This window comes from Rhodococcus sp. A14, assembly GCF_011603105.1.
Classification (GTDB): Bacteria; Actinomycetota; Actinomycetes; order Mycobacteriales; family Mycobacteriaceae; genus Rhodococcus_F; species Rhodococcus_F opacus.
The window spans coordinates 90,866-116,234 of record NZ_JAAOQS010000004.1 but is presented as its reverse complement, the minus strand read 5'-3'; the positions used below and the strand labels follow the sequence as shown (position 1 = coordinate 116,234).

At 66.5% G+C, this 25,369-nt stretch carries 21 protein-coding genes; 9 read left to right on the top strand and 12 right to left on the bottom strand.

Features of this window, described 5'->3' with window-relative positions; translation table 11 throughout:
• Nucleotides 1-13: 13 nt before the first annotated feature.
• From G9373_RS03920 to G9373_RS03905, 4 genes are read right to left on the bottom strand one after another with little or no spacing between them, the layout of a single operon-like run.
• Nucleotides 14-3,235 (bottom strand): carboxyl transferase domain-containing protein, encoded by a 3,222-nt coding sequence (locus G9373_RS03920; RefSeq protein WP_167113955.1) that lies wholly within the window; start codon nucleotides 3,233-3,235, stop codon nucleotides 14-16.
• Nucleotides 3,232-4,941 carry an AMP-binding protein gene (locus tag G9373_RS03915; RefSeq protein WP_167113952.1) on the bottom strand — a complete coding sequence of 570 codons (1,710 nt, stop codon included), beginning with the start codon at nucleotides 4,939-4,941 and terminating at the stop codon, nucleotides 3,232-3,234. The genes G9373_RS03920 and G9373_RS03915 overlap by 4 nt, the downstream gene beginning before the upstream one ends.
• A 33-nt stretch (nucleotides 4,942-4,974) precedes the next feature.
• Nucleotides 4,975-5,601, bottom strand: coding sequence for a TetR/AcrR family transcriptional regulator (locus tag G9373_RS03910; RefSeq protein WP_167113949.1), 627 nt, complete (start codon nucleotides 5,599-5,601; stop codon nucleotides 4,975-4,977).
• A gap of 26 nt (nucleotides 5,602-5,627) precedes the next feature.
• Complete coding sequence (locus G9373_RS03905; RefSeq protein WP_167113946.1) at nucleotides 5,628-6,863, bottom strand: cytochrome P450; 1,236 nt, start codon at nucleotides 6,861-6,863, stop codon at nucleotides 5,628-5,630.
• A 250-nt stretch (nucleotides 6,864-7,113) separates the two neighbouring features.
• Between G9373_RS03905 and G9373_RS03900 the strand changes: the two genes are divergently transcribed.
• Nucleotides 7,114-7,674, top strand: a complete 561-nt coding sequence (locus G9373_RS03900; protein ID WP_065492315.1) for a TetR/AcrR family transcriptional regulator — start codon at nucleotides 7,114-7,116, stop codon at nucleotides 7,672-7,674.
• Here G9373_RS03900 and G9373_RS03895 read toward each other — a convergent pair.
• A complete protein-coding gene (locus tag G9373_RS03895; protein WP_007301584.1) occupies nucleotides 7,652-8,191 on the bottom strand; it encodes a nitroreductase family deazaflavin-dependent oxidoreductase in 540 nt (179 codons plus the stop codon). The genes G9373_RS03900 and G9373_RS03895 overlap by 23 nt on opposite strands.
• A gap of 181 nt (nucleotides 8,192-8,372) precedes the next feature.
• Here G9373_RS03895 and G9373_RS03890 point away from each other — a divergent pair, with 181 nt between their 5' ends.
• On the top strand, nucleotides 8,373-8,840 hold the full coding sequence (locus tag G9373_RS03890; protein ID WP_164060435.1) for a DUF6069 family protein: 468 nt from the start codon (nucleotides 8,373-8,375) through the stop codon (nucleotides 8,838-8,840).
• On the opposite strand, the gene G9373_RS03885 is transcribed toward G9373_RS03890, so the two are convergent.
• Nucleotides 8,837-9,487 carry a TetR/AcrR family transcriptional regulator gene (locus G9373_RS03885; protein ID WP_054247706.1) on the bottom strand — a complete coding sequence of 217 codons (651 nt, stop codon included), beginning with the start codon at nucleotides 9,485-9,487 and terminating at the stop codon, nucleotides 8,837-8,839. The genes G9373_RS03890 and G9373_RS03885 overlap by 4 nt on opposite strands.
• Before the next feature lie 107 nt (nucleotides 9,488-9,594).
• On the opposite strand from G9373_RS03885, the gene G9373_RS47595 reads away from it, so the two are divergent.
• A complete protein-coding gene (locus G9373_RS47595; RefSeq protein WP_259465670.1) occupies nucleotides 9,595-9,858 on the top strand; it encodes an oxygenase MpaB family protein in 264 nt (87 codons plus the stop codon).
• Between the two features lie 8 nt (nucleotides 9,859-9,866).
• Nucleotides 9,867-10,427, top strand: a complete 561-nt coding sequence (locus G9373_RS03880; protein WP_259465671.1) for an oxygenase MpaB family protein — start codon at nucleotides 9,867-9,869, stop codon at nucleotides 10,425-10,427.
• Here the strand turns inward: G9373_RS03880 and G9373_RS03875 are convergent.
• The 6 genes from G9373_RS03875 to G9373_RS03850 all read right to left on the bottom strand — a co-directional run bounded on the left by G9373_RS03875 (nucleotide 10,410) and on the right by G9373_RS03850 (nucleotide 19,079).
• On the bottom strand, nucleotides 10,410-13,688 hold the full coding sequence (locus tag G9373_RS03875) for a protein kinase (protein ID WP_120660336.1): 3,279 nt from the start codon (nucleotides 13,686-13,688) through the stop codon (nucleotides 10,410-10,412). The genes G9373_RS03880 and G9373_RS03875 overlap by 18 nt on opposite strands.
• Before the next feature lie 163 nt (nucleotides 13,689-13,851).
• On the bottom strand, nucleotides 13,852-14,547 hold the full coding sequence (locus tag G9373_RS03870; RefSeq protein ID WP_166680633.1) for an SDR family oxidoreductase: 696 nt from the start codon (nucleotides 14,545-14,547) through the stop codon (nucleotides 13,852-13,854).
• Nucleotides 14,548-14,585: 38 nt separating this feature from the next.
• Nucleotides 14,586-15,428: an alpha/beta hydrolase gene (locus G9373_RS03865; protein ID WP_166680632.1), complete on the bottom strand. Its 843-nt coding sequence runs from the start codon at nucleotides 15,426-15,428 to the stop codon at nucleotides 14,586-14,588.
• 47 nt (nucleotides 15,429-15,475) lie between these two features.
• A complete protein-coding gene (locus G9373_RS03860) occupies nucleotides 15,476-17,380 on the bottom strand; it encodes an NAD(P)/FAD-dependent oxidoreductase (protein WP_120660339.1) in 1,905 nt (634 codons plus the stop codon).
• Nucleotides 17,381-17,431: 51 nt separating this feature from the next.
• A complete protein-coding gene (locus G9373_RS03855; protein WP_120660340.1) occupies nucleotides 17,432-18,238 on the bottom strand; it encodes an alpha/beta fold hydrolase in 807 nt (268 codons plus the stop codon).
• On the bottom strand, nucleotides 18,231-19,079 hold the full coding sequence (locus tag G9373_RS03850; protein WP_166680631.1) for an ABC transporter ATP-binding protein: 849 nt from the start codon (nucleotides 19,077-19,079) through the stop codon (nucleotides 18,231-18,233). Before G9373_RS03850 ends, G9373_RS03855 begins: the two co-directional genes overlap by 8 nt.
• A gap of 112 nt (nucleotides 19,080-19,191) precedes the next feature.
• Between G9373_RS03850 and G9373_RS03845 the strand changes: the two genes are divergently transcribed.
• From G9373_RS03845 to G9373_RS48090, 5 genes are all read left to right on the top strand, one after another.
• Nucleotides 19,192-20,283, top strand: coding sequence for a glucose 1-dehydrogenase (locus tag G9373_RS03845; RefSeq protein ID WP_167113940.1), 1,092 nt, complete (start codon nucleotides 19,192-19,194; stop codon nucleotides 20,281-20,283).
• On the top strand, nucleotides 20,276-21,148 hold the full coding sequence (locus G9373_RS03840) for an ABC transporter permease (RefSeq protein WP_167113937.1): 873 nt from the start codon (nucleotides 20,276-20,278) through the stop codon (nucleotides 21,146-21,148). The genes G9373_RS03845 and G9373_RS03840 overlap by 8 nt, the downstream gene beginning before the upstream one ends.
• Nucleotides 21,136-21,969 (top strand): SDR family oxidoreductase, encoded by an 834-nt coding sequence (locus G9373_RS03835; RefSeq protein ID WP_166680628.1) that lies wholly within the window; start codon nucleotides 21,136-21,138, stop codon nucleotides 21,967-21,969. The genes G9373_RS03840 and G9373_RS03835 overlap by 13 nt, the downstream gene beginning before the upstream one ends.
• Before the next feature lie 123 nt (nucleotides 21,970-22,092).
• Nucleotides 22,093-22,995, top strand: coding sequence for a LysR family transcriptional regulator (locus tag G9373_RS03830; RefSeq protein ID WP_120660343.1), 903 nt, complete (start codon nucleotides 22,093-22,095; stop codon nucleotides 22,993-22,995).
• Between the two features lie 152 nt (nucleotides 22,996-23,147).
• Nucleotides 23,148-25,364 carry an acetate--CoA ligase family protein gene (locus tag G9373_RS48090; protein WP_346842800.1) on the top strand — a complete coding sequence of 739 codons (2,217 nt, stop codon included), beginning with the start codon at nucleotides 23,148-23,150 and terminating at the stop codon, nucleotides 25,362-25,364.
• Nucleotides 25,365-25,369 lie beyond the last annotated feature (5 nt).

Here is a 25,369-nt window from a genome sequence, read left to right as displayed (position 1 = left end):
GGTTAACAAGTACTCACGGGCGCCGGAGGCGCACGATCCAGGCACGGGAGTCGGCCGGATCGATCACGTCGTCGAGTTCGAAGATCGTCGCCGCGTTGAGTGCCTTCCCGTGCTGGTAGGCGGCGTCGACGAGTTGCGCGAACGCGGTGTCGCGCTCGGCGGGGTCGTCGATGGCCTCGAGTTCCTTCCGGAATCCGAGCCGCACCGCGCCTTCCAGTCCCATGGCCCCGATCTCGCCGGTCGGCCACGCGACCGTGAACTCGGACGCGTGGAAGGAGCCGCCCGCCATGGCCATCGCGCCGAGGCCGTACCCCTTGCGCAGGATGATCGTTCCGTACGGCACGGTCATCCGCGCGCCCGCGACAAACAGATTGCCGAAGCGGCGAACCGTGGCCTCCTTCTCCGAATCGGGTCCGACCATGAATCCCGGTGTGTCACACAGTGAGACGACGGGCAAGCCGAACGATTCGCACAGCTCCAGGAAGTGGGCCATCTTGTCCGCCGCGACCGCGTCGATCGCGCCGCCGAGGTGGTGGCTGCTGTTCGCGACCAGCCCGTACGGCGCACCCTCCACCCGGATCAGCGCGGTGACGATGCCGACGCCGTGGTCGCGGCGTAGTTCGAGGACCGAGCCCACATCGGCGATGGATTCCACGGCACTACGAACGTCATAGGCGCGCAACCGGTTCTCCGGGACGACGTGGCGCGCGAGCCGCTCGTCGGGGGCTTCCCACTCGGGGAGCGCGCCCTGGAAGTACGACAGGTACTTCTTGGCCAGTTCGACGGCGTGCACCTCGTCCCGGGCGAGCAGATCGATGACGCCGTTGCGCCGCTGCACGTCGACGGGCCCGATGTCCTCCGGCCGGTACACACCCAGTCCACCGCCCTCCACCATCGCCGGGCCACCCATGCCGATGTTCGCGTCGGGGGTGGCGATGAGGACGTCGCAGACTCCGGCGAGGGCGGCGTTGCCCGCGAAGCAGCGGCCGGAGACCACCGACACCAGCGGAACCTTCCCGTTCAACGCCGCCAGCGACCGGAAGGTGTTCAGGTCCAATCCTGCTGCCGGGCCGGCGTCGGTGTCGCCGGGCCGTCCGCCGCCACCCTCGGCGAACAGGACGACCGGGACCTGCTTGCGGCCGGCCAGTTCGATCACCCGGTCGGTCTTCGCGTGGTTACGCATGCCCTGGGTCCCGGCGAGCACCGTGTAGTCGTACGACAGCACGACCGCCTGGGCGTCGCGCGAACCGAACACGTCACCGTTGACGGTGGCGAGCCCGGCGACGAGCCCGTCGGCGGGGGTGTTCTCGATCAGGTCCTGCTCGGAGCGGCGGCTACGCTGCGCGGCCAGGACGAGAGGTCCGTATTCGACGAAGCTGCCGGGGTCGACCAGATCGTCGATGTTGGCGCGTGCGCTGCGCCGCCCGAGCTTCGTGCGCTTCGCGATCGCGGCGGGCCGGGCGGCGTCGAGGGTCACCTCGTGTCGCTGCCGGATCTCCGCCAGGTCCGCGCGCTCACGATCCAGATCGGTTGCGCTGTCGGCGACGTCACCGGCCTCCGATCCCGTGCGGCGGATCACGACCAGCGGGTCGCCGGCGTTGACGGTCTGCCCGGGCGCCACCAGATTCCGCTCGACTACCGCACCGGCGGGCGCGGCGATCACGTGCTGCATCTTCATGGCCTCGAGCACCACGAGCTGGGCACCCGACTCCACGGTCGCACCTTCTCCGGCCGCCTCTACGACGGTCCCGGCCATGTGGGCGCGCAGCACGTCCTCACCCGCCCGCAACTCGAGTGTTTCCGACGCCACCTCCGCCGGCTGGTGCACGTGGGCGGCGTCGACGAGCGCACTCATCCGCTCGGCGAGATGGTCGGTGCCGACGACGCCGTCGGCGAAGCCGGGGTCCGCCAGAATCGCCCGGAGAAAGCCGATATTGGTGGGGACGCCCTCGACGACGAACTCGGCGAGCGCCGCATCGGCCTTACGCACCGCGGCGGAGAACGACGGGCCCCGCGAATGCACGATCACCTTCGCTAGGAGCGAGTCGTACCGCGGACTCGGTGACAGTCCGGGGCGCCCGTAGGTGTCCACGCGCACACCCGGTCCCGTCGGCGCCGAGAAGACGGACAGGGTGCCCGCGGCGGGGACGGCCTGACCGTCGGGGCGCATCGTCTCCATGTTCACCCGAGCCTGGACGGCGATTCCGCGCGCAGCAGTGGGTGTGCCCGACGCGTCGAGCCCCACGGCGCTGACGCCGTCCGGCAGTGACAGCTCCCCGTAGTCGGCTCCCCGGGCGATGGCGATCTGCACGGCGACGAGGTCGATCCCCGTCACCTCTTCGGTGACCGTGTGCTCCACCTGGATTCGGGGATTGACCTCCAGGAACACGAAGCCGTCCCGGGACACCAGGAATTCGACGGTGGCGAGTCCCCGGTACCCGACACTGGCGCACAGCCGGGCCGCGGCCTCGTGCAGTTCGCTGCGCAGTCCCGGGTCGAGCCCCTGCGCGGGGGCGATCTCGACGAGTTTCTGGTGGCGGCGCTGCACGCTGCAGTCGCGGTCGCCGACGGCCAGGGCCCGCGTCACGCCCGCGTGCGGTGCCGCCACCACCTGCACCTCGATGTGCCGGGCGCCGTCGAGAAGGGACTCGGCGAACAGCGCGGGGTTGCCGAACCCGAGCTGCGCCTCGGACGCGCACAGCCGGTACTCCTCGTCGATACGGTCCGCGCTGCGGACGGCACGGATGCCGCGACCGCCGCCGCCCGCGAGCGCCTTGATCATGATGCCGCCCGGGTGTTCCGTGAAGAACGCGCGGATGCCGTCCAGGTCGGTGGGACCGTTGGTCGCGGCGAGCACCGGCACCTTCGCGGCCACGGCGGCCTCGCGTGCCGACGACTTGTCGCCGAAGATGTCGAGCACTTCGGGGCTCGGACCCACGAAGGACAGTCCCGCCTCGGCGCAGGCGCGTGCGAAATCGGCGTTCTCGCTGAGGAATCCGTATCCGGGATGCACTGCCGTGGCACCGAACTCCGCTGCCGCGTCGAGAATGGCGCGAGCGTCCAGGTAGGCGGACGGGCCGGACCCGCGCAGCGCGACCGCTTCGGTTGCCGCGCGCACGTGGGGGCTGTCCGCGTCGTCCTCCGCGTAGACGGCGACCGTGTCGACCGACATCTCCTCGGCGGTGCGGATGATGCGGAGCGCGATCTCGCCACGATTGGCGACCAGCAGGGTCACTTGTACTCCTCGGCCAGAGCGAACAGGTCGGCCTTGCGGACCTTCCCGGTCGCCGTCATGGGTAGGGCGTCGAGCACCTCGACGGTAGGGACTTTGTAGGTGGCCATGTTCCGGGCGGCCCACTCCCGCAGTTCCTCACCCGAGATCTGACGGTCGGGCAGGAGTTGGACGAACGCGAACGGCACCTGGCCCTTGCCCGGATCGGGCTTCGGGACCACGGCGGCCGACTGGATGTCGGGGTGCAGCATGAGCAGTGCCTCCACCTCGGACGGGAACACGCTCATCCCGTTGGTCTTGATCATTTCCTTGTTGCGCGCCAGATAGTGCAGTGCGCCTTTGCCGTTCAGCTTGCCCACGTCGCCGGTCTGGAGCCATCCGTCGCGGAGCGCAGCAGTGGTGGCATCGGGTTTGCCGTAGTAACCGGTGAGCAGCGACGGACTGCGCACGATGATCTGTCCGGGGTGCCCCACCGGCACGGGCACCCCGGCCTCGTCGACGATCAGGACGTCGGTGCCCGGAACCGGAAGTCCGCAGAACACGGGTTCGCTGAGCAGGTCTTCGTCGTCGGTCTGGAATCCGAGCGTGATGGTGTCGGCGGTGTGCGTTTCCGTCATCCCGTAGCTGGCCTCCCGCAGCACGTGTCCGGTGGCGTCGCGCCAGCGGCCGCGAATCGCGGGGTCGAGCTTGAGCACGAACGACACGGCCATCGCGTTGTCCAGGGTGGAGAAGTCTCGGTCGGTGAAGTCGGGCAGATCCATCAGCTCCACATAGTTGTCGACCGTCCCGACCATCGATGTCACACCACGACTTTCGACGAGTGTCGCCGCGGCCTCCGGGTCCCAGCGGTTGAGGAGCACGACGGTGCCGCCGTTGATCAGCGGGTACAGGATGCCGAAGTCCTCGCCTGCGATCCAGAAGATGGGCAGGAACCCGAGGACCACAGGGGGAGCCTCGCCGACCTGCCTGCCGCCGGCCAGTGTCGCGGTGGCGGCGGTGTAGACCATGTGCGCCTGCGTGTGTTCGCAGCCCTTCGGCATCCCGGTGGTGCCACCGGTGTAGTTCAGTGCTGCCAGCGCGTCGGGGTCCATCGGAATGGGCTCGGCACGTGGGGAGTCCATGATCTCCGCCCAGTCGGTGGGCCCGGAGGTCGAGTCGAACGGCGGTGTGACGCTGGGTACGGCAGGCAGCAGGTCCGACACGGCGGTGATCGCGACGTGCCGCAGCGCCGTCTGGCCGCGCACGGATTCGACCACGGCCGCGAACGAATCCTGCGTCAGCAGGATCTCCACGCCGGCGTCGTCGAGTTCGTACGCGAGTTCGTGCTCCCGGAACAACGGGTTGATCGGGACGTGGACGGCGCCGATCTTCAGGATCCCGAGCATGGCGACATGGAACTGCGGACAGTTGGTGAGATGGACGCCGACGCGGTCGCCGGCGGACGCGCCCCGCTGCAGGAGCCAGCCGGCGAAGCGGTCGGACAGTTCGTCGAGTTCGGCGTAGGTGATCGCACGACCGTAGAAGTCGATCGCGACAGTCTGCGGTCGTGCCGTCGCCCAGTGCCGCAGGTAGTCGATCACGGTGCGGCCCTCGATCGGGTACTCGACTGTCCGCGGTACCTGCGGTGGCCACGCGGCGTCCTGGAGTTCGCGTATCGCGGCGAGGGCCGATTCCAGGGCCGTGGGGTCACTCGAAGGCGAGGTGGGCATACCGAACTCCCGATTCTGTGCGGATTGTCGTTGTCAGGCGAAGCCGATGAGTCTTTCGGAGATGGCGGTCAGGTCGGCGGTGTAGCGGCGCTGTTCACGGGCCGTCGCGTCGACCAGCCGGGCGGCGCCCGCGAGCTGGGCGTCGGCGAGGGTCTGCGCGATGCGGGCAGGCGGCGCGCACGGCGTGACGTCGCACGTGGCGACGATGCGCTCGATGAACCGGGTGTAGCGGCGGATGAGCCGGGTCTGCACGGTGGTCCAGCTTCGGCCGACCTCGGGGTCGAGCCGGGCGCGGTGCCTGATCAGTTCGAGGACGCGTCCGTTGGTGTACACGGCTTCCACGAACGCTTTCGTGGTGGTGCGCAGCACGTCTCGCAGGTCCTCGCTCGCCGGTCCTTCCACGTGCTGCGACTCGAGGAATTCCTCGCACACGTCGGCGGCGACGGCGTGGAACACCTCGTCCTTCGACGAGAAGTAGGCGTAGAACGTTGCCCGCGACACTTCGGCCCGGGTGGTGATCACCTCGACGGTCGTCCGGTCGTAGCCGAGTTCGGCGAAGCATGCGCTCGCGGCGCGGAGGAGTTCGCGGCGGCGGGGACCGTCGTTGTCTTTCCGCGCCGACCGCGCCCGCTCCTGAGCCTCACTTGTGGTCACGGTCACAGTATGTGTTGATGTTGACGTCAATGTCAATCTCTGGGTGTCACCTCGAGTCGGAGCGGGAGCGCGCTGTGGCGCCGCACGAACAAGCTGGGGACCCAACGTGGCTCGGAGTCGGCGGCGAGGGCGAAGCGGTCGGTGCGCGCGAGCAGTGCGGTGGTGGCGGCGAGCGCCTCCATGCGGGCGAGCGCCGATCCGACGCAGAAGTGGACGCCCTTGCCGAACGCGAGATGCGAACGGATGTGCGGCCGGTCGAGCACTATCTCGTCCGGACGCTCGAACACGGCCGGATCCCGGTTGGCTGCGCCCCACAGCAGGAGCAGGTGACTACCGGCGGGCAGATCGGCGCCGCCCAGCGTGGTGTCGGCAACTACGTGCCGGTGATGCCCGCGGAACGGGGACTCGAGGCGGAGCGCCTCGTCGAGGAACGCGTCGACGAGTGCGGGTTGTTGCCGCAGCCGGGTCTGCAGTCCGGGGCGGATGGCGAGGAGCCGTGCGGCGCCCCCGATCAGCCCCGCGGTCGATTCGCCGCCCGCGCCGACCAACTGGACCAGGACGAGTGTCGCCACGTCCTCGGAGAGTTCACCGGCATCGCACGCGTGTGCCAGGACGCCCAGAAGGTCGTCGCGTGGGTCCGACCTCGCCCGCACGAGTTCCGCCCGCAGATAGCCGGCCAGTTCGGCCGCGGAGGTGACGAGGGGACCGAGGCGGTCCGCGGCGACGACCCCGCCGAGCAGCTCCGTGCTGTCGTAGGCCCACGTCAGTAGCTGGGGTACGTCCGACTCGGGCAGGCCGATGAGATGCGCGACCATCGCCAGCGGCAGCCGGTCCGCCATCGCGGACGCCCAGTCGATCTGCCCGTCCCGCATTCCCTCGTCCCACAGCGTGTCGACGAGCGAGTCCACGGCCGGGGCCAGCGCGCGGATGCGGCGGCCGAGCGCCGGCAGCACGAGCTTGCGATGGTGCAGGTGCGCCGGGTCGTCGGCGGTGGCCAGCACGTGCACGGCCTGACCGCCGCCGTCCATGTCGAACGTCGCGGGCGGCCCCGCCGGTTGCTGCACCAGCACACCGGTGAGATTCGACGAGAAGACCTCGGTGCGGTTTGCCGCCTCGGTCACGAGATCCCACGTGGACACCAGAAAGAAGTCGGTTCCGGCGACCCGGTGGACGGGGGAGTGCTCGCGGAGTGTCCGGTAGAGCTCGTTCGGTTCGTCGAGATGGGCAGGATCGAAGATGTCGGTTCCACGGGTCGGCGAGTGGGTCATCGAGGACTCCTTGTTGACGAGAACCTGTTGCAGATGATCACAGTTCGCGCCGAAGGAGGGTGCTGTCAAGGGTGGCCGGAAGACTGCGACTCCGCTGTTCAGCGATGAATTTGTCCTTGTCTCAGCGTGAGTGGATCTGGAGCCGTCGAGCCTGATCATGACCCCAATTTGGAAAACGTGTTCTAGAATTTCTCGTGTATTCGTCTCACTGTGAGACACAAGGGCAACGATGTTTCGGACGGCGGCGCGGATGGAACACGCGGATTGGTTGACCGGCGGCAACCGGCGGGTGCTTGCCGTCGAGAGGATTCACGCCGCCGCGGCCGACCTCATCCGCGAGCGGGGCATCGACGGCGTGGGTGTGGACGAGGTCGCCGCGCGGGCAGGGTGCTCGCGCGCGACGCTCTATCGCTACGTCGGGGGCAAGCGGGCTCTCGTCGACGCCGTGATGTCCCGCGCCGCCGGAGCCGTGGCGGCCCACGTCGAGCAGTCGCTGGAATCGTTCGAGAACTCGGAGCGGATCGTCGAGGCGATTCTTGCGTCGGTGACCGCGATCCGCGCGGAGCCGACGCTGGCGCGGTGGTTCACCGGGTCGCGGTCGAGAAGTACGGACGAGTACCTGGCCCGCGCACCCGAACTCGGCCGGGTGGCAATCTCGCTCACCCGCATCGCGCCCGACGAGGAGGCGGCGGGGTGGATCGTGCGCGTCGTCCTGTCGCTGTTGACCTGGCCGTTGGGCGATTCGGCCGCCGAGCGTCGCGCCGTCGAACGCTTCGTGGAGCCGGTCTTCAGGATTCGCGACTCTCTGTAGCCGAGCGGGTGGGCTCGAGCACGAACAGCCGGAACTCACGTCCACCGGACCGTCGATGCTCCATGAGGTAGCCGGGCCAGTAGTCGACCACGAGTTTCCAGAGATTCTCGCGTTCGTCTCCGGTGACCATCCGGACGCTCATCCGGGATTCGTGCGACCCGGCCTTCACCTGGGCTTCGTCGGCCGCACGCAGATTGACCGACCACGTCGGATGCTCGGGACGTCCCCAATTCGAGCCGGTGACGATGTACCCGTCCCCGTACGGAATGCACAGAAGGGCCGTCGTGCGCGGGGTGCCGCTCTTGCGTCCCGGGACCGTCACCTGCACGGACTGCAGTCCGGCGATACCGATCAGGCTCACCCGGTTGCCGGTCCACGCGCGCAGGTGCGACTCCAGCCAGATGATGATCGGCGCCATCCGCATCACCCATTCGCGGGTGCCGAGCCAGCGCGCGAGTATGCGGAGGGGGTTGCGGAGCCCCCGCGGTCGGGGAGGTGTCGTGGGGGCAGAGTTCATGGTGACCATCTTTCCCCAGATGGCCGACCGGGGCCGACCGCGATGAGTTTTGCGTTCCGCCCGGGTCTATCTGTTCGGGTCTCACCGAGAAGACCTCGATTTAAGGCCTTGACCCAAACAATGGTTGAGGTTGCAGGATCGGTCAGTAGCACTTCGAGCCACTCGACAGGGAGAAACGAACATGTCCAGCACCGGAACCACGATTTCTGCAACCTCGACCTCACGGATCAACCCGATGACGCTCGAACTGAGCCGCCTGTGGGCGATCGCCGCGACTACGATCGGCGCGCTCGTCCCCAACCTGGTGATCTGGCTGCTGGGATTGGCTGCCGGCGGTTCGTTCGAGATGACGGATGCCGGCAAGACCAGCAGTGTGGCGCCCGGCGGCGTCGTCATCCTGACGGTCGTTCCGATACTGATCGGAATGACACTGGCCGCGCTGATCTCGCTGAAATGGGTGGCCGTCATCCGTCCGGCCGAAGTGATCGGCGCCCTGCTGCCGCTCGCGACGATCGCCCTGACCATTCAGGCCGACTTCGACACCGCCAGCACCATCGCGCTCTCGGTCATGCACGTGGTGATCGCCGTGGCGGTCGTCGCGGGCCTGGAAGCGATGCGGCGACCGCTGGTTCGCGCCGCGCACGTCTAGGGGGTGCTGTTCACCGGCGCATGAGCCTCGATGGTGAGTGCGATGTGCTCGACGATCCGCTTCTGCGAGATCTTCGGGCTGCCGGTGAGCCAGCGCTGGTACAGAAAGGCGATCGCCCCGAACAGGGCAATCGCGTTCAGCTGGGTGTTGACGGCGTCGCGGGGTGCGCCGTCGACACCCAGCATTGTCAGTGCCGCCGTCATGGGAGTGGTGAACTCGGTGATGAGTTGGTCGCCGCGCTGGGCCAATTCCGGCACGGATTGCGACTCGACGAACATGATGCGTCCCCGCCGCCGGTCCTGGGCGATGTAGCCGGTGAACGCCTTCACGACGTGGCGGACGAGTTCGCCCGGATCGTCGGGGCCCGTCTCGAGAGCCCTGAGCAGGGTGTCCCTCGCGCCCAGGACGACGTGGTCGAGGAGTGCGACGAGCAGCGCCTCGCGATTGTCGAAACTCTCGTAGAAGTAGCGCTCGGTGAGGCCTGCCTGGCGGCAGGTCGCGCGCATCGTCGTCGCTGCCGTTCCCTCGGTTCCCATGATCTGCAGGCCGGCCTCGATCAGTGCCGCACGCCTCGCGGCGCGGCGGTCGGCCGGCTCCCGGCCACGCCATTTGCGTGGCGCTCCACGTGGGTTCTCGCTGTCGGTCATGCCGTCATCGTCTCATCGATCCCGGTAACGATCGGGGATCCACACCAGACGTCAACGGTCATCCCGAATGCACCACGTTCCGCATCGAGCGGCTTCAGGAGGTCGTCATGACCACCACAGAGATTCCGTCCCAACGCGGTTCGGCGCTGCCGCCACTCGGGCCCGACTCGCTGACGTGGCACCGATTCGGCGACTGGCGAACCGCGCTGCTGATCTCGTGGTCGGGCACGCTGCAGGTGATGCACCCCGTCATCGACGCAGCTCTCGTGCAGCACTCGACCGTCTTTGACGACGAGCTCGCCCGGCTGGCGCGTTCCGCAGGGCCGATCATCCGCGCGCTCTACGATCCGTCGGGCGCAGAACCCGGATGATCCGCGACATGCACAAGGACATCAAGGGCACGACCGACGAGGGCCGGCGGTATCACGCGCTGAATCCCGGTCCGTACTTCTGGGCCCACGCCACGTTCCTGGGCACGCAGTACGTGGTCGCCGAGTACTTCGGTGAACCGCGCGGCGACTCCGAGAAGGAGCAGCTGTATCAGGAGTCGAAGCAGTGGTACGCGCTCTACGGGGTGTCGGCCACCAACCTGCCCGAGACGTACGCAGATTTCGTGGACTACTGGGACGAGATGGTCGGCACGGTTCTCGACAAGACCGAGACGGTGCGCAGATCGCGCTTGCTCAACGGGCAGCCGACGCCCCGTCCCGACGATCGCATCCCCGCGGTTCTGTGGCGTCTCGTCGGTCCCGTGCTCGGACGGCTGCTGGTGTGGACCGCCCGCGGAACGCTGCCCCCGGCCGCCCGCGACAAGCTCGGCTGGGAGTGGTCTGCGGACGACGAGCGCAGGCTCCGGCGATTCGGCGCGGCGGTGCGGATCGGATTCCGGTTCGTTCCCGAGCGGTGTCAGGGATGTGAGCTGTCAGTCCGGCTTGGCTGACAGTTCTGCGACCCACGCCGCGATCTGAGCTCGTGAGGAGAATCCGAGTTTCGCGAGGACGTGCTCGACGTGGCCCTGCGCGGTGCGTTGGGAGATCACGAGGCGGGCGGCGATCGCCTTGTTGGTCAAACCCTGCGCAACGAGGTCGGCGACCTGGCGTTCGCGCTTGGTCAGTGCCGTCGCAGGATCGCCACGCCGTGGCGCTGCCGGGAGAGGTTCGCCCAGGGCATAGGAGGCGGAGGCGTCGAAGCCCAGCGCCTCGCCCTCGCGGGACGCAGTCTCGAACGCCCGGGCACCGAGTGCGCGCCGCGTGACGAGCTCGCATTCTTTGTGAGATTCGGTCAAGTCAGGGATTTGGACGATGGAGGTACCCACCCTCCGTCGAAGCACCTCGGCGGCTGCCAACAGGACGGCGGCGCGGTGGAATCGCTTCTCGCGGGAAGAGATCCAGGCGAGGATTTCGAGACACCAGGTGGCACCGAACGGATCGTCGACCAAGCGGGCCAGCTCGAGTCCCCTTCGAATCAGCAGCACCGCGCGATCACGGTTGCCCTCCCGCCACATCACCAGCCCGAGAGTCAGGGACGAGCGGCCCAGGTATACCGATTCACCATGTGATTCGGTAATCCGGATCGCCTCGTCGAGACAGCCGGTGGCGGCCTCGGCGTGTCCGAGAATCTCGTGAGCCAATCCGAGCGCATGCAGGGCCGTGACGTGTGCAAGGAGGTTGCGCTCGCCGCGCAATACCTCGAGAGCCTCGGTGAACGAGCTCACGGCGTGCTCCGGGTTGCCGCCGTGCAGTGCGTGCGCTCCGTCGGCGTGAAGCATGAGGGCGCGATCGAGTGCACTTCCCCGGGTCTCGGCAAGCACACGCCCCTCGTCGATCAGTTCGGCTGCCCGTTCCAGGTCTTCGTGTCGGCTGGCGAGGACGCTGGCCGAATGCAACGCCTTGACCCGGAGTGCGGTGTCGTGTCCTCCCTCCTGCGCCAGTGCGCGGTCGAGCCAGCGGCGTCCCTCTCGGAGCAGCCCACGCGAAACCCAGAACGGATACAGAGCGGTCGCGATCTCCAGCCCCGCCTCGGCCGAGTCGGCAGCCTTGGACAGGCCGTACTCCATCGCTTCGCGCAGGTTGGGTTGTTCACGCTCGAGCCGGGCGAGCCAGGCGACCTGCCGGGGGCCGATCCATTCGGATTCGGCCTGGAGGGCGAATTGCCGGTACCAGCTGTGATGTCGCCGCTGGAGGTCCGGGAGGGTGCCGTCCTGTTCGAGCTTCTCCCGGCCGTACTCGCGCAGCGTTTCGAGCATCCGGAATCGCACCACCGCCCCCGATCCCTCGCGGATGAGGATCGACTTGTCCACGAGCGACGCGACGAGATCGATGAGACCGGCCGGTTGGGCGTCGTACATGGACACCTCCTCGGCGGCGTCCAGTTCGAAGCTGCCTGCGAAGACCGACAGCCGCGACCACAGCTGCTGCTCGGCGGGGAGACACAAGTCGTAGCTCCAGTCGATGCTCCACCGCAGCGTCTGCTGCCTGGTCGGTGCACTCCGGCTTCCGCGGGTCAGCAGCTCGTACCGGTTGGTCAACCGCTGCAGGATCTGTTCCGGCGACATCGAGCGCAGCCTCGCTGCCGCCAATTCGATGGCCAGGGGCAGACCGTCGAGTTGGATGCAGATTCGGGCGACGGTGGCGGCATTGTCCTCGGTGACTTCGAAGCCGGGTACCGCCGTGGCGGCCCGTTCGGCAAACAACGTCACCGCGTCGTAGCTGGGCAGACTCTTCAGCGACGCCTCCGTGTCCGAATCCGGTAGTGCCAGTGGGCGCACGCGCAGGGCGGCTTCCCCCGCGACGTCCAGGGTTTCGCGACTCGTCGCGAGAATCCGCAGGCCGGGGCAGGTACGCAGCACTGTCTCCGTCAGATCTGCTGCCGCATCCACCACTTGCTCACAGTTGTCGAGTACGAGCAGCATGTCGCGCGGCTCCAGGAACTCGACGAGGGTCTGCAGCGGTCTCGGCGACCGCTGCCGCAATCCCAGCCCGGCCGCCACGACTTCTCCCAGCAACGATCCGTCGCGCAGTTCACCAAGTTCGACCAGCCGGACCCCGTCGTCGAATGCCCGGCGGATGTTGGTCGCGACGCGCAGTGCCAGTCGGGTCTTGCCGACACCGCCGATTCCGGTCAACGTGACCAGCCGTGACGCCGAGAGCAGTTTCTTGGCCTCGGCGAGCTCTTTTCGTCGGCCGACGAAGCTCGTCAAGTCCAGGGGAAGAGTCCCGTCGGCACCCGATCCCGAGGGGGTTCCGGTGGATGATCGTCCTGTCGACGTCGGGCGCTGCGGGTCTCGCCCGGCTTCGGGGTCCGGGCGCAACGCCATTTCGTCGACCGGGACACCGCGGCGAAATTGGATGTCCTGCAGCGCTTCACCGAGCATCGCGGCGGACGGGCGCTCGTGCGAGTCTCGCGACATGGCGTGTTCCAGCATGGCGGCCACGTCGGCTTCGATACCGGACCCTCGGAGGTCCGGCGCCGGTTGCGTGGTGATCCGCAGGAACTGCGCGACCACCTGCTCGCCGCTCCGGCGCTCGAATGCCGCGTGTCCGGTCAGCGCGGCAAACAGTGTCGCCCCGAGGCCGTACACGTCGGAGGACGGACCCGGGGTGTCGCCCTCGAGCACCTCCGGGGCGGTGAACGCGGGCGATCCGGTGATGGTTCCCGTCGCGGTCTGGAAACCGCCGGTGATGTGCGCGATGCCGAAGTCCGTCAGTGCCGGTTCGTCGTAGTCGGTGAGCAGGATGTTGCTGGGCTTGACGTCGCGGTGCACGATGCCGAACCGGTGCGCCGTCTCGAGTGCGCCAGCCATCTTCACTCCCAGCCGCAGCGCCTCGGTCACGGTGAGCGGACCCTGACGGCGAATCCGCGCGTCGAGGGAATCCTGCGGATGGTAGGGCATCACCAGGAAGGGAAGCCCGCTCGGCGTGACGCCGACCTCGAGCACACTCACGACGTTCGGGTGCCCGGTCAGCCTGCCCATCGCCCGCTGCTCCCGGAGGAACCTGGCCCGGCTCTCGTCGTCGAGGTCGCCGCTGAGAACCTTCACGGCCACCGCGCGGTCCAGAGCGGCCTGGGTGCAGCGATACACCACGCCGAAGCCCCCACGCCCGATCTCCCGGGCATCGTCGAACCCGGCCGCGCGCAGTTCATCTGTCGTCGCGGTGTCGGTATCGCGCTGTGTGCGGAGCGGATCGCCGTCGGTTGCCAACGCGCTATCCGCCCCTGTGCCGCCCTGGGAACCGTGGTGTCATCCGCCTACCTCTCGACGACCCTTCCCAGACTATCGCCGCCCAGGCCGCGGACCGAGACGATCCGGAATTCGGTCACGCGGCCGTCGAGCAGGCGACCGGCGGCGGTCCGGGCGGCGCCGCCTAACGGCGGATCGAACCTCCGTCGACGACGAGCGTCTGCCCGGTGACGAAGGAGGAGCCGGGGGAGAGGAAGAATCGGGTCGGGCCGATGAAGTCCTCGACCGTTGCGGGCCGTTTGATCGCTCGCGTGTTGATGTTGGCCTCTTCACCTGCGGCGATCGCCGTCGAGAGTGGGGTCAGCACCAAACCGGGGGCGATCACATTGACCGTGATGTTCCTGGCTCCGAGTTCCGCGGCGAGGCTGCGGGCAAAGCCGATCACGCCGGCCTTGGAGGCCGCGTACGCCGCTGCGCTCGCCGGGGCCTTGAAGACCGTCCCGGACGAGAACAGGACGATTCTGCCGCCGTCCGCGACCATGTCGGCGACGCCCTGGACGAAATTGAGTGTTCCGTGAAGGTTGACCAGAAGCACCCGTTCCCACTCGGACTTCGGCATCTCCATGAAGGGGCCGAATGCGCCGATGCCCGCGCAGTGGACGATGCCGTCGATCGTTGCCCGGCCGTTCTCGGTCAGGGACTTGCGAACCGTGTCGACCGCATCGTCGGTGGTGATGTCGCCCTGGAGGTACGTCACGCCGGGGGCAGGCGTTTCCGGCAGATCCCGATCGAGAACGGTGATGTCCCACTCGCCTGCCAGATCGCCCGCCAACCCGGCGCCGATTCCGGACGATCCGCCGGTGAGAACGAGCGAACCCACGGTGGACACGGTCGCGGCATTGCCGCCCGGGGGCGGCATCAGTTCGTACCGCCGGCGCAGCTGTCGAGGAACTCGCCGATCACGGCCCACGTCTCCTTCGGATGGGTGATGTTCGGGCAGTGCCGGTAGGGCAGGACCATGGCGCGGGAATTCTGGAGTTCGGCCTGGAGGTGTTTGCTCCACCCCGCCTCGAGCAGCACGTCCTCGGAGCACTCGAGGAGCAGCACGGGGGTCTGAACGCCGGCAAGTATGGCGGGGTAGGGATCGGCTGGGCGCTCCTTCCGCAACGCCTCGGGTACCGGCAGATGCGGAGCGCTCATGCACCCGAAGTGACCGGGCGCGACGGCCCACCTGAATCGGGCGTCCACCTGTCCGGCCCTGCCGGAGAAGTCGTCGCACAGCAGGTCGACGAACGCCTCGATACCGGCAACCGAACCGTCGAAGTCGCGCAGCTTGCCCATGTCCGGCGCTTTCCAGGGGCCGCCGGTGCCACTGAGTGTGGTGACCGAGGCGATCCGGGATCGGTAGTCACCGTCGGCCAGCGCCCGCAGACCCACCGATCCACCGAACGAATTTCCGACCAGGTGCACCGGACCGTCGATGCCGAGATGGTCGAGCAAGGCGAACACGTGCCGGATCCGGAAAGCGAACGGTGAGACATCCAGGCGAACGGACTTGGCGGATCCGCCGTAACCGAGGAAGTCCGGGGCGATGACCCGGTACTTCTCTGCGGCCAGGGGCAGGACCTGCCCCCACGTCACGTCGGCGCTGCCGCCCCACGCGCCGTCGTGCAGGAACACGACGGGGACGCCGGCTTCCGGGCCGCCCGTCAGGTAGCGGGTTTCGAGGTTGGCGACAACTGCCGTTGTCTCGGTGATCAAAGTAGCCTCCGGTGAAGTGAAAAATGCGGATGATGACGTCATGCGGGTCAGTGGATGTAGTAGTCCTCGTCGTGCACCGCGCTGGTGCGCTCGAAGTACTCGCGAGCCGGGAGTGGCCACATGATGGTGGACCGCCCGGCGGCGTTCTGATACCAGCTGTGGGTCTTCGACCAGCCCCAGGTGCGCTTGGCGCTCTCCTTGGTGACCTCGTCGGTGTACTCGGTGAACACGTCCGGTCGAAGCGCCATCGAACGGTGGCCGCCCTTGGCCAGCATCTGGACCGCGCTGATGATGTATGCGGCTTGGCACTCGAGGAAGAACACCAGGTTGCCGTGGATGACGGTGTTGGTGTTCGGACCGTACATGCAGAAGAAGTTCGGGTAGCCGGGAAGCGTGATGCCCAGGTACGCGCTGGCATCGATACCCCAGGTCTGATGCAGATCTTGTCCGTCGATGCCCGTCACCGTCATGGGGACGAGGAATTCCGAAGCCTTGAAACCGGTTCCGAACACAATGATGTCGGCGGCGACGTGCTCGTCACCGATCCAGACACCATCCTTGTCGATCCGCTGCACGGCCTGGCTCACCAGGCGCACGTTGTCCCGCTTGAGAGTGGCAACCCACGTGCCGTCGTCGCAGATGATTCTCTTCGCGGCGGGTGGATAGTCGGGCATGATCTGCTCGAGCAGATCGAGTCGGTCGCCGGCCTGTTCGGTGAGGTAGTCGGTCAGCTCGACACGAAGGGCCTCGTTGGCCGCGGACACCGAGACCTCGGTCGGCGGAAAATCCGGATCGACCGTTGCAGCCGGCAGGTTGCCGATGAGGCGAGGAAGGAAGATGGAGAAGCGGTAATACGCGCGGTAGTGCTTCAGATTGGTGAGGAGCCAGCGTTCGCCGGGGTCGATCTCCTGCCGAAGCACCGGGGTCGACCGCAGCCATGGCGCGCTCCTCTGGAAGATCGTGACGTGCTCCGCTTCCTTCGCGATCGCCGGAGCGAATTGCAGTGCGCTGGCGCCGGTCCCGATCACGACGACGCGTTTGCCGGCAAAATCGATGCTGTGGTCCCATTCCGCGGAGTGCATAACCGGGCCGGTGAAGGTTTCGAGGCCGTCGACGGCGGGGATCATCGGCCGGTTCAGTTGTCCCACGGCGCTGACAACGATCTGAGCTTCGGCTGAGCCGACGACGCCGTCGGATGTGCGGGTGTCGATCGTCCAGGTGTTGGTGCTCTCGTCCCACCGGGTCGCGGTTACTTCGGTGCCGAACGAGATGTGCTCCAGGAGGCCGTTCTTCGCCGCAAAGTTGTACAGGTACTCGTGGATGGCCTGCTGGCGGCCGAAGTGCGTGACCCAGTCGTGCGGAACGAACGAGTACGTGTAGATGTGGCTGCGGACGTCGGTCCGGCAATCCGGGTAGCTGTTCTCGTACCACGTGCCACCGACATTTGTGCTCTTCTCGAGGATCGTGAAGGGCACACCTGCTTGCTTCAGTCGAAGTCCGGCAAGGAGACCGGAGAATCCGGCGCCGATGACCACGGCACTCAGGCCGCTGTCGGGAGCGATCTCGTCGAGATTCCACTCCGGCCCGCGAGGGTCACAGCCGTCGGGAGTGAAGGCCACCGCCGCCAGAGCCTGGGCGTCCTCGATGTCTACGTCCATCAACCAGGTGCACATCGACTCACGCACGGAATCGTCCGGAGATGCAGCCCAGTCCCGCTGCGAAGAGAGATACGGGGCGAGGCGCTTCAGGCAGAAGGCTCTGATCTCCGCGTCGGTCTCGGGTGCGAGTCCACTGGCCGGCAGCGTCGCCCGGTTGGGCTTCCATTCCGTACGCAGTACGCCGGCGTCGCCTGTGACGTGAGCCGTCAACATCAGGAGCGCGGGAGTGAGGGCCGAATCAATTTGTGCGCGAAGCGCATCCTCTGTCAGCGCGCGATCGAGCGTGAAATCCATATCGTCTCCGTAAGGCAGTATGTGGAACCAGTGTGCACGTGGACTGATCGGCTACCAGCAGTCGAGGCCCTCGAGGAAAGGCCGCACCGTGGCGGCGACTTCGCCGGGGTTGTCGAAGGCGGCGAGGTGTCCGCCCTCGGCGAAACGCAGTTCGGCACCCGTGATCGAGGCGGCCAGCTGTTCGATTACCGCACGAGGAGTGCTTCGGTCGTCGACGCCGCCTACCACGAGAGTCGGGGGAGGCGACTCGGTGTGAAACGTGCCGATCTCGGTCATCGCATCGAAATAGGCGCCGATGGTGTCACCACCGGCGCCCCGGAACTGTTCGCGAGCTTTCCGAACCAACGGGTCTGCCTCGTTTCGCGATGCATCACCGAACCAGCGATGCATGGTCATTTCCTCAGCGTGCTCGAGCCCGCCAGGTGCACGAACCTCAGCCGCGCGGGCCAACGTTCCGCGAGTGGCCTCGTCATCATAGGCGCCCCGGGTGGCCATCAGGATCTGCGCGTCGACCCGGTTCGGAAAGCTCCCCGAGACCGCCTGAGCGACCATGCCTCCCAGGGAGATTCCCAACACCACGGAGCGCTCGACGCTCTCGGCGTCCCACATCGCGGCGACGTCCTCGGCAATGAGACCGAGAGTGATGGCAGATCGTCCGCGCGCAGTCATGCCGTGCCCCCGGAAATCCGGCGCGAGCAGACGGTAGTCGTCGCCGAGAGCCTCGGCCAAAGGCGCATACCATGATCCGTCCAATGCCAGGGAGTGCAGGCAGGTGATCAGGCGCGATCCTCGGCCGAATTGCCGATAGGCCATTGTGGCGCCATCGGCGGTCGTCACCGTCTGCAGAGTTTCAGTCATTCTGGCCTTCTTCCATCATGCGCTGTTCGGCGAGATCGACTTCAGCCCGAAGCCGGTCGGACATTTCGTGGAAATACGATTTGAAGAGATCAGAGGACCTGCGCATCTCCTGATGCCGCGGCCGCTCGAGTTCGATCTTCATGTCGACCACCATGCGACCCGGCCGGCTGGCCATCAGGATGACGCGGTCGCTGAGCAGGATGGCCTCTTCGAGGTCGTGGGTGACGAAGATGACCGTCGGTCGCTCGGCCTCCCACAGCCGGAGGAACTCCTCCTGCTGGATCGCGCGCGTCTGTGCGTCCAAGGCTGCAAACGGCTCATCCATCAGAAGGACGCCGGGGCTCTGGACCAGAGTGCGGGCGATCGCAACGCGTTGGCGCATTCCTTGCGAGAGGTGGAGAACATCCGAGTCGGCGAACTCGTGCAGTCGTACGCGACGAAGCCATTCCTCGGCACGCTCGCGTCGTTCTGCCTTGGGAACACCTCGGACCTCCATGCCGAGTTCGACATTGCTGCGGACCCGTCGCCAAGGAAGGAGTGCATCACGAGCAAAGAGGAAAGCCGCATCATTGCTGCCGGGCCTCACGTCCGCTCCATCGATGCGAACGGTTCCGCTGCGGGGCTTCAGGAGGTTGCCGACCATGCCGAGCGCCGTGGTCTTGCCGCAGCCCGACGGACCGACGATGCTGACGAACTCGGACGGCTCGATGCGGAGGTTGAAATCGTCCAGCACGCGCACCGGTCGATTGCCGTGCAGGAACGCGTGGCGGACATTTTCGAACTCGACCGAGACCCCCTTGGCGGTAGTGGGCCTCGTCGTAGTTTCAGTTAGACCAGTCACAAGATTCTCACTCTCACTGTTCGACCGTAGGGATGAATCGGACACCGTCAATCCGATGATGTGTTTGCGGGGCTGACCGATCGCTTCCTCCTGCGCCGGACGATCTGCTGAGTTGGCACAGAAAATTCGCGGTGGATCCGAGCTGCATGACCCTGTGGTGAAAATCACCCTATCGGCCCATGAATCGTCGAACACCTCGGCGACGGTGTCAAGGAAAAGCGGTCGGGTGCGCGGCTATCGCCTTGATAGCGATTCAGTCATTGTTCACGGCCGCGAATGGCACGACGCTAACTCGAACGCACCTTGCCGGGAACGGATCCCAGTGCGTAACAAGCTGCAACACACAGGGTGCGAATCACGAGGAGGACGTCAGGTGACCAGAAAAGCCGCCACCATCAACAAGGTGGGTCAGACCACTTTCGACTTCACGGACCAGGTCGTCATAGTGACCGGCGCTTCCGGAGGTATCGGGTCGGCTCTCGCCGACAAGTTCGCGGAAGCAGGAGCGGATCTGATCCTGCACGGGCGCAACGCCGAAACGCTTCAGGACCGAGTCGAGAGTGTCGAAGCGCTCGGACGAAAGGCGGCGCTCGTGGCCGGCAACATCCGCGAGCCGAAGACTGCCGAAGATCTGGTCCGGACCGCTCTCGAACAGTTCGGGAGGATCGACGTCCTGATCAACAATGCCGGCGGCAACTTCGCATCGCGCCTCGAAGACCTGTCGGTCAATGCCTGGAATGCGACGATCGATACCAATCTCAGCGGGGCCTTCCACTGTGCCCGCGCATGCCTGCCGGTCTTCGAACGCCAGGGTGGCGGAAACGTCATCAATGTCGGATCCGGATCGGCCAACCACGCACACCCGCTCCGCGGCGCCTATGCGGCAGCCAAAGCGGGACTCGCCTCGCTGACGAAGACGATGGCCTGGGAATGGGCGGATCGCGGCATTCGAGTCAACTGCGTCGAACCCGGCGCCACCCTGACGCCGGCGTCTCGCTTCGCATCTCCCGAAACCGAGCAGAAGTTCGGCCGCTTTCTCGCACTCGGACGCGTCGGAAGGCCGGAAGAAGTCGCCGATGCGTGTCTGTACCTGTGCTCTGATGCCGCAAGCTTCATCACGGGAACGGTCCTGCAGGTCACGGGCGGCCCACACACCTCCTCGGCCGCCGACGTCGAGCTTGTCCGGGGGGCGCTCGATGTCTGATCTACGCAGTGACGGGCCCCGCACGGTCGCATTGATCGGCGGAGCCGCGAACAACAACGAGCCGGCGGATCCCGACAACACGATCCTCGTGGAGCGGCGTCGCGCCCGACGCAACGAACAGATCCTCGTCTGGACACTTCGGGTGGGTGCTCTCGCAGTCTTCGTCTCCGTATGGGCCTATGTCTCCGGAAACAAGATCATCGACCCGATGATGATCTCCGCCCCCCTCGATGTCGCGCAAGCGTTCTTCGGCCAGCTGACCGATGGCGTCTTCTGGACCGATGTGACAGCGACGTTCAGCGGAGCGATGGTCGGGCTGGTGACGGGTGCGATCGCCGGCATCCTCGCAGGTGTCGTCTTCGCCCGTGTCCAGGTCCTTCATACCGCAGCCTCACCATTTCTGACCTTGATGAACAGCCTTCCGCGTCCCGCGCTGGCACCGATCTTCATCCTCTGGTTCGGCCTGGGTTTCGGACCGAAGGCTCTCGTTGCCTTCAGCGTCGTGTTCTTCGTCCTGATGACGAGCACGATGGGTGCGATGAAGAGCATCGACCACGACATCGCGCAGTTGACCAAGTCGCTGGGCATGACGCGGACCCAGCGTTTCTTCAAGATCGAGATTCCTGCGGCTCTGCCTGCCATCGTCGGCGGGCTCCGGCTCGGCGCGGTCTACTCGGTGCTCGGCGCCGTCGTGTCGGAAATGGTCGGCGCATACACCGGCCTGGGGCAGCGCCTCGTCGTCGTGACCAACAATTTTCAGGTTGCGGAAACCTTCGCGATCCTGATCGCCATGGGATTGCTGTCCATGGTCCTCGACGTCTCGATCTCCGGTCTGCAGAAGCTGGTCGCCAAGTGGACGAGGTAACCGCGCTGACCATCGACGACCCCGATCAGCCGCTTCTCGCCGAGGCGATCGATCACAACAGCCTCTTCCGGTTGGACGGAAATTCCTACGTCGTCCTCGGCGCAGGTGGCGGGATCGGTGAGCACGTCAGCAGGACGATCGTCGCCCTGGGCGGTCGCGTTCTGTGCGTGGACATCGATCCCGACGGGGTCGACGCCGTGGCCACCTCGTTGAGGATGCCGTCTCTGGTGGCGGACGTGACCACCGAAGAGGGTATCGATGTCGTCGAGACCGGTGCCATCGCCGAGTTCGGACATATCAACGGCTATGTGGACGTCATCGGCCGGATGCATCGCAAGCAGATCACCGACTACGGATTGGCGGACTGGGATCAGGATTTCAGGGTGAACCTGGCCCACGCGTTTCTGTCTTCGCGTCGGCTGTCCCCGCTGATCCGCCACGGTGCGATCGTGTATGTCTCCAGTGTGATGGGTTCCCACGGCGGTCGAACGGCACCCGGATATGGCCCCGCCAAGGCGGCACTCGAGGTGTGGGCCAAGGAACTGGCCGCCGAATACGGACCCCGCGGCGTTCGCGTCAATGTGGTCGCCCCGGGTCTCTTCCTCTCACCACGTGTCGTCGCCGCACCGCGAAGCCCGAACGACTCCCGGATTTTGGCCGGACGGCCCATGCTCGGGAGGCTCGGTCAGCCCTTCGAGATCGCCGCCACCGTCGCATTCCTCCTCTCGCCTGCCGCGGGATACATCACGGGTACAACGATTCCCGTCGAAGGCGGCTCCCTCTCGCGGGACTCGACCGGCCTCGACGATCTCTTGAACTGAACGACTCGGGTCGGTCCACTCGAGGTTACGTGTCGATCGCTGCGCCCGCCCGACGCTGGATTCGGAGAGCGCCTTGCGCGCTGTAATGTGGGCCAGGTCGCATGGCAGCACCGAGGGAGACCGATGAGATTCGAGCAGTTGCGATATCTGGAAGCAGCGCTTCGGACCGGGTCGTTCCGTCAAGCTGCCAAGGAACTCGACATCTCACAGCCGACGATCACCAACCAGGTGCAGCGGCTCGAGGAGGACCTCGGCGTCGTGCTCGTGGTTCGTGGCGCCAAGGGCGTGCGACCGACGTACGCGGCCGAACGGATCCTGCCGCACGTGGTCGCCGCTGTTCAGGCCGAACGTCTGATGCGCGAGGAGGCCAGCGCCATCGGGGGCCTGAAACTCGGCACCGTCCGCCTGGGCACGGTGCCGGCGGGATCTCAGACGATACTTCCCGGGGTCGTCAAGCGCCTGTTGAGCGACTTTCCCAATGTGCGTTTCGAAGTCGAGGAAGGGCCATCGAAGATGGTGAGCCGCGGCGTCCTCAGCGGCCATTTCGATGTCGGTCTGGTGACTCGCCTGGCCGGGATAGACCTGATTCCGGCGGAGCAGGCCTTGCTGCACCATGTCGACTTGATCTCCGGTCGGCTGGTGTTGGCGGTCCCGGAGAATCATCGCCTCGCCAGCAAGGACGGCTTCGAGGCCGCTGACCTGGAGGGGGAGCCGCTGATCTTTCCGGCGGAGACCAGCATCCTCCGTACAGCGTTCGAGCAGCTACTCGACGGAGTCGAGGCCAGGATCGTCTACGCCACGAACAACGCCGAAGCGTCGCAGAACATGGTGCGCGCCGGCGTCGGGATCTGTATGGCGAACACACTTCTCAGCTCGACGGTGAGCGGCAACGGTGTCGCGCTCGTGCCTCTTCCGTACGAATGGGCCCATGCCCGCATATCCGCGATCGTGAGAAATGACGAAGCGCGGACGTCTGCCGTGCAGGCATTCCTGGGCTTGTTGCGGGAATCTGCCAAGAATTTCTGACAGCGCGGTCGACCCGGCGGCGGTCCGATAGCGCACCCGTATCACCCCGCCAAGGCTGCGGACCTTCCCAAGCCCTGTGCGGCTGACCACACTGAATACGTGCCGAGCGAGCGAGATCGCCGCCGGATCCGACGTTCAGTGAGGAACTTCAGGTGTCAGTCGATACAGCACAGCCATGCACCCGGGACGCAGTCGCCGAACTCATTTCCATTGCACGGGAGAGAGAATCGGCGATGTTTACCGAGGCGGAAGGTAAATCCTTGCTCTCCGCCTTCGGGATCGACACACCCCGGGGCATCGAAATTGCTGTCGGCCAGATGATTTCCGACGACATTCGCGAGCCGTTGGTCGTCAAGGCCATCTCGTCCACGCTCGTCCACAAGTCCGACGCCGGCGGCGTGCGGGTGGGGGTTCGCCGCGACGAGATCGACGAGGTCGCTGCACGGATGGGCGAGCAACTGGCCGCCGCCGGGCACCGCTTGAACGGCCTCCTCGTCGAGGAAATGGTCCCGTCCGGTCACGAAGTGATCGTGGGAGCAGTTCGGGCTCCGGGGCTGGGCTGGACCGTGATGGTGGGCCTCGGCGGCGTACTGGTCGAAATCTTCGAGGATGTCGCGTTCGGTCTCGCACCGCTCGCGAACGAACAGATTCTCGCCATGCTGCACGAACTGCGTGGCATGAAGGTGCTCGACGGAGCCCGCGGCGGCGAGAGGGCAGACATCCCGGCCTTGGTGACACTGATCTCGCGACTCGCCGGACCGAACGGTCTGCTGCAGTCGCTGCCGGACGACGTGATCGAGATCGACCTGAACCCGGTCATCGTTTCCGGAACACGCGCAGTGGCCGTGGACGCACGTTTCGTCGTCGGTCCGGTGGAAGTAGCCGAATCCGCACGCGAGGACGATGACGGCCGGGCCACGGATTTCACGCCGCTGTTTCATCCGCGCAGGATCGCCGTCCTCGGCGCGAGCGGCCAGCGGCCCAACCTCGCCAACCGGTTCATCCGGAACATTCTGGGCGGCGGCTTCGACGGCACCATCGTGCCGATCCACCCGACCTCGGACAGCATCGAAGGTCTTCCCGCAGTGCGGTCTCTGTCCGAGGTCGATCAGCCGATCGACTATGCGTTCGTGGCCCTGCCCGCGACACGTGTCGGCGAGGCGCTGAGCCGAGGCGCCGGCCGCGTTCGATTCGCCCAGGTGGTCTCCAGCGGCTTCGGTGAGGTCGAAGAAGGACAGGACCTCGAGAAGACCCTGGTCCAGACTGTCCGTGATGCGGGCATTCGGTTGATCGGCCCGAACTGCCTGGGCACCCATGCCTCGGCCGGTCGACTCTCGTTCGTGCCCGACGCACCTCTGACGCCCGGAACGACGGCTGTGGTCTCGCAGAGCGGCGGGCTGAGTGTCGACATCCTCCGCGTCGGATCGTTGCGCGGCATCGACTTTCACAGCGTAGTCAGCATCGGGAACGGCGCAGACGTCACCGCTGCAGAGCTCGTCGAGTCCGCCCTGCGGAACGACGAGGTCCGCGTCATCGGCCTGTACCTCGAGTCGCTGGCCGCGGCACGCGAGGTGCTCGACGTGCTGACCCAGGCCGAAATGCGCAAGCCGGTAGTGCTTCTCGCCGGTGGCCGAACCAGCGAAGGCTCGCGGGCGGCGACCAGCCACACCGGCGCCCTCGCGGGAAATCACCGACTGTGGCCCGCGATCGCGCGGCAGGCCGGAATGACACTCGTCGATTCACTCGAGGACTTCGCGACGGCCCTGCATGCCCTGTCCACACTCGACCTCAGGGTCAAGCCGAACGGTCGTGATGCTGTTCTGTTCGGCAACGGTGGCGGAGCGAGTGTCCTCGGCGCCGACGCGCTCGAGCGGCAGGGACTGGCCACACCGCCACTCGCCGATTCCGTGGTCGAGGAACTGGACGACCTGGGCCTGCCGCCGGGCAACGGACTGCGCAATCCGATCGACGTGCCTGCGGGAACGCTCGCCGTCAAGAGCGGTGCGATCGCGAAGGACGTTCTCGCGGTGGTCCTCGCCGGCAGCGAGCCGGCAGTGCTGATCTCCCACCTCAATGTGGGCATCATCCAGCGCAACCTCGGTGAAACCCACGGCGACGTGACCGGCACCGTCATCGACTCGATCGCAGGCGCCCGGGACGAAGCCACGTCGAACACCCACCAACTTCTCGTGCTCAAGACCGACGGCAGCGCCGACACGGAGGCATTGATCAAGACGTACGCGCACCGCGCCCGCACACGCGGAATCCCGGTCTTTCCGGCCTTCGAGGACGCGGCCCTCGCCGCACGGGCGGTTCTCGAGCAGGGACAGCGGACATACCAGGCGTCACGCGACGCAGACGGAAGGTAGTAGAG

What these genes read in the sequence shown, in the direction of transcription:
- G9373_RS03830 (WP_120660343.1), top strand. Translation starts at nt 22,093, where the DNA reads ATGAGATTCGAGCAGTTGCGATATCTGGAAGCAGCGCTTCGGACCGGG.
- G9373_RS03880 (WP_259465671.1), top strand. Translation starts at nt 9,867, where the DNA reads ATGCACAAGGACATCAAGGGCACGACCGACGAGGGCCGGCGGTATCAC.
- G9373_RS03840 (WP_167113937.1), top strand. Translation starts at nt 20,276, where the DNA reads ATGTCTGATCTACGCAGTGACGGGCCCCGCACGGTCGCATTGATCGGC.
- G9373_RS47595 (WP_259465670.1), top strand. Translation starts at nt 9,595, where the DNA reads ATGACCACCACAGAGATTCCGTCCCAACGCGGTTCGGCGCTGCCGCCA.
- G9373_RS03900 (WP_065492315.1), top strand. Translation starts at nt 7,114, where the DNA reads ATGGAACACGCGGATTGGTTGACCGGCGGCAACCGGCGGGTGCTTGCC.
- G9373_RS03855 (WP_120660340.1), bottom strand. Translation starts at nt 18,238, where the DNA reads ATGACTGAAACTCTGCAGACGGTGACGACCGCCGATGGCGCCACAATG.
- G9373_RS03895 (WP_007301584.1), bottom strand. Translation starts at nt 8,191, where the DNA reads ATGAACTCTGCCCCCACGACACCTCCCCGACCGCGGGGGCTCCGCAAC.
- G9373_RS03890 (WP_164060435.1), top strand. Translation starts at nt 8,373, where the DNA reads ATGTCCAGCACCGGAACCACGATTTCTGCAACCTCGACCTCACGGATC.
- G9373_RS03915 (WP_167113952.1), bottom strand. Translation starts at nt 4,941, where the DNA reads ATGCCCACCTCGCCTTCGAGTGACCCCACGGCCCTGGAATCGGCCCTC.
- G9373_RS03905 (WP_167113946.1), bottom strand. Translation starts at nt 6,863, where the DNA reads ATGACCCACTCGCCGACCCGTGGAACCGACATCTTCGATCCTGCCCAT.
- G9373_RS03860 (WP_120660339.1), bottom strand. Translation starts at nt 17,380, where the DNA reads ATGGATTTCACGCTCGATCGCGCGCTGACAGAGGATGCGCTTCGCGCA.
- G9373_RS03885 (WP_054247706.1), bottom strand. Translation starts at nt 9,487, where the DNA reads ATGACCGACAGCGAGAACCCACGTGGAGCGCCACGCAAATGGCGTGGC.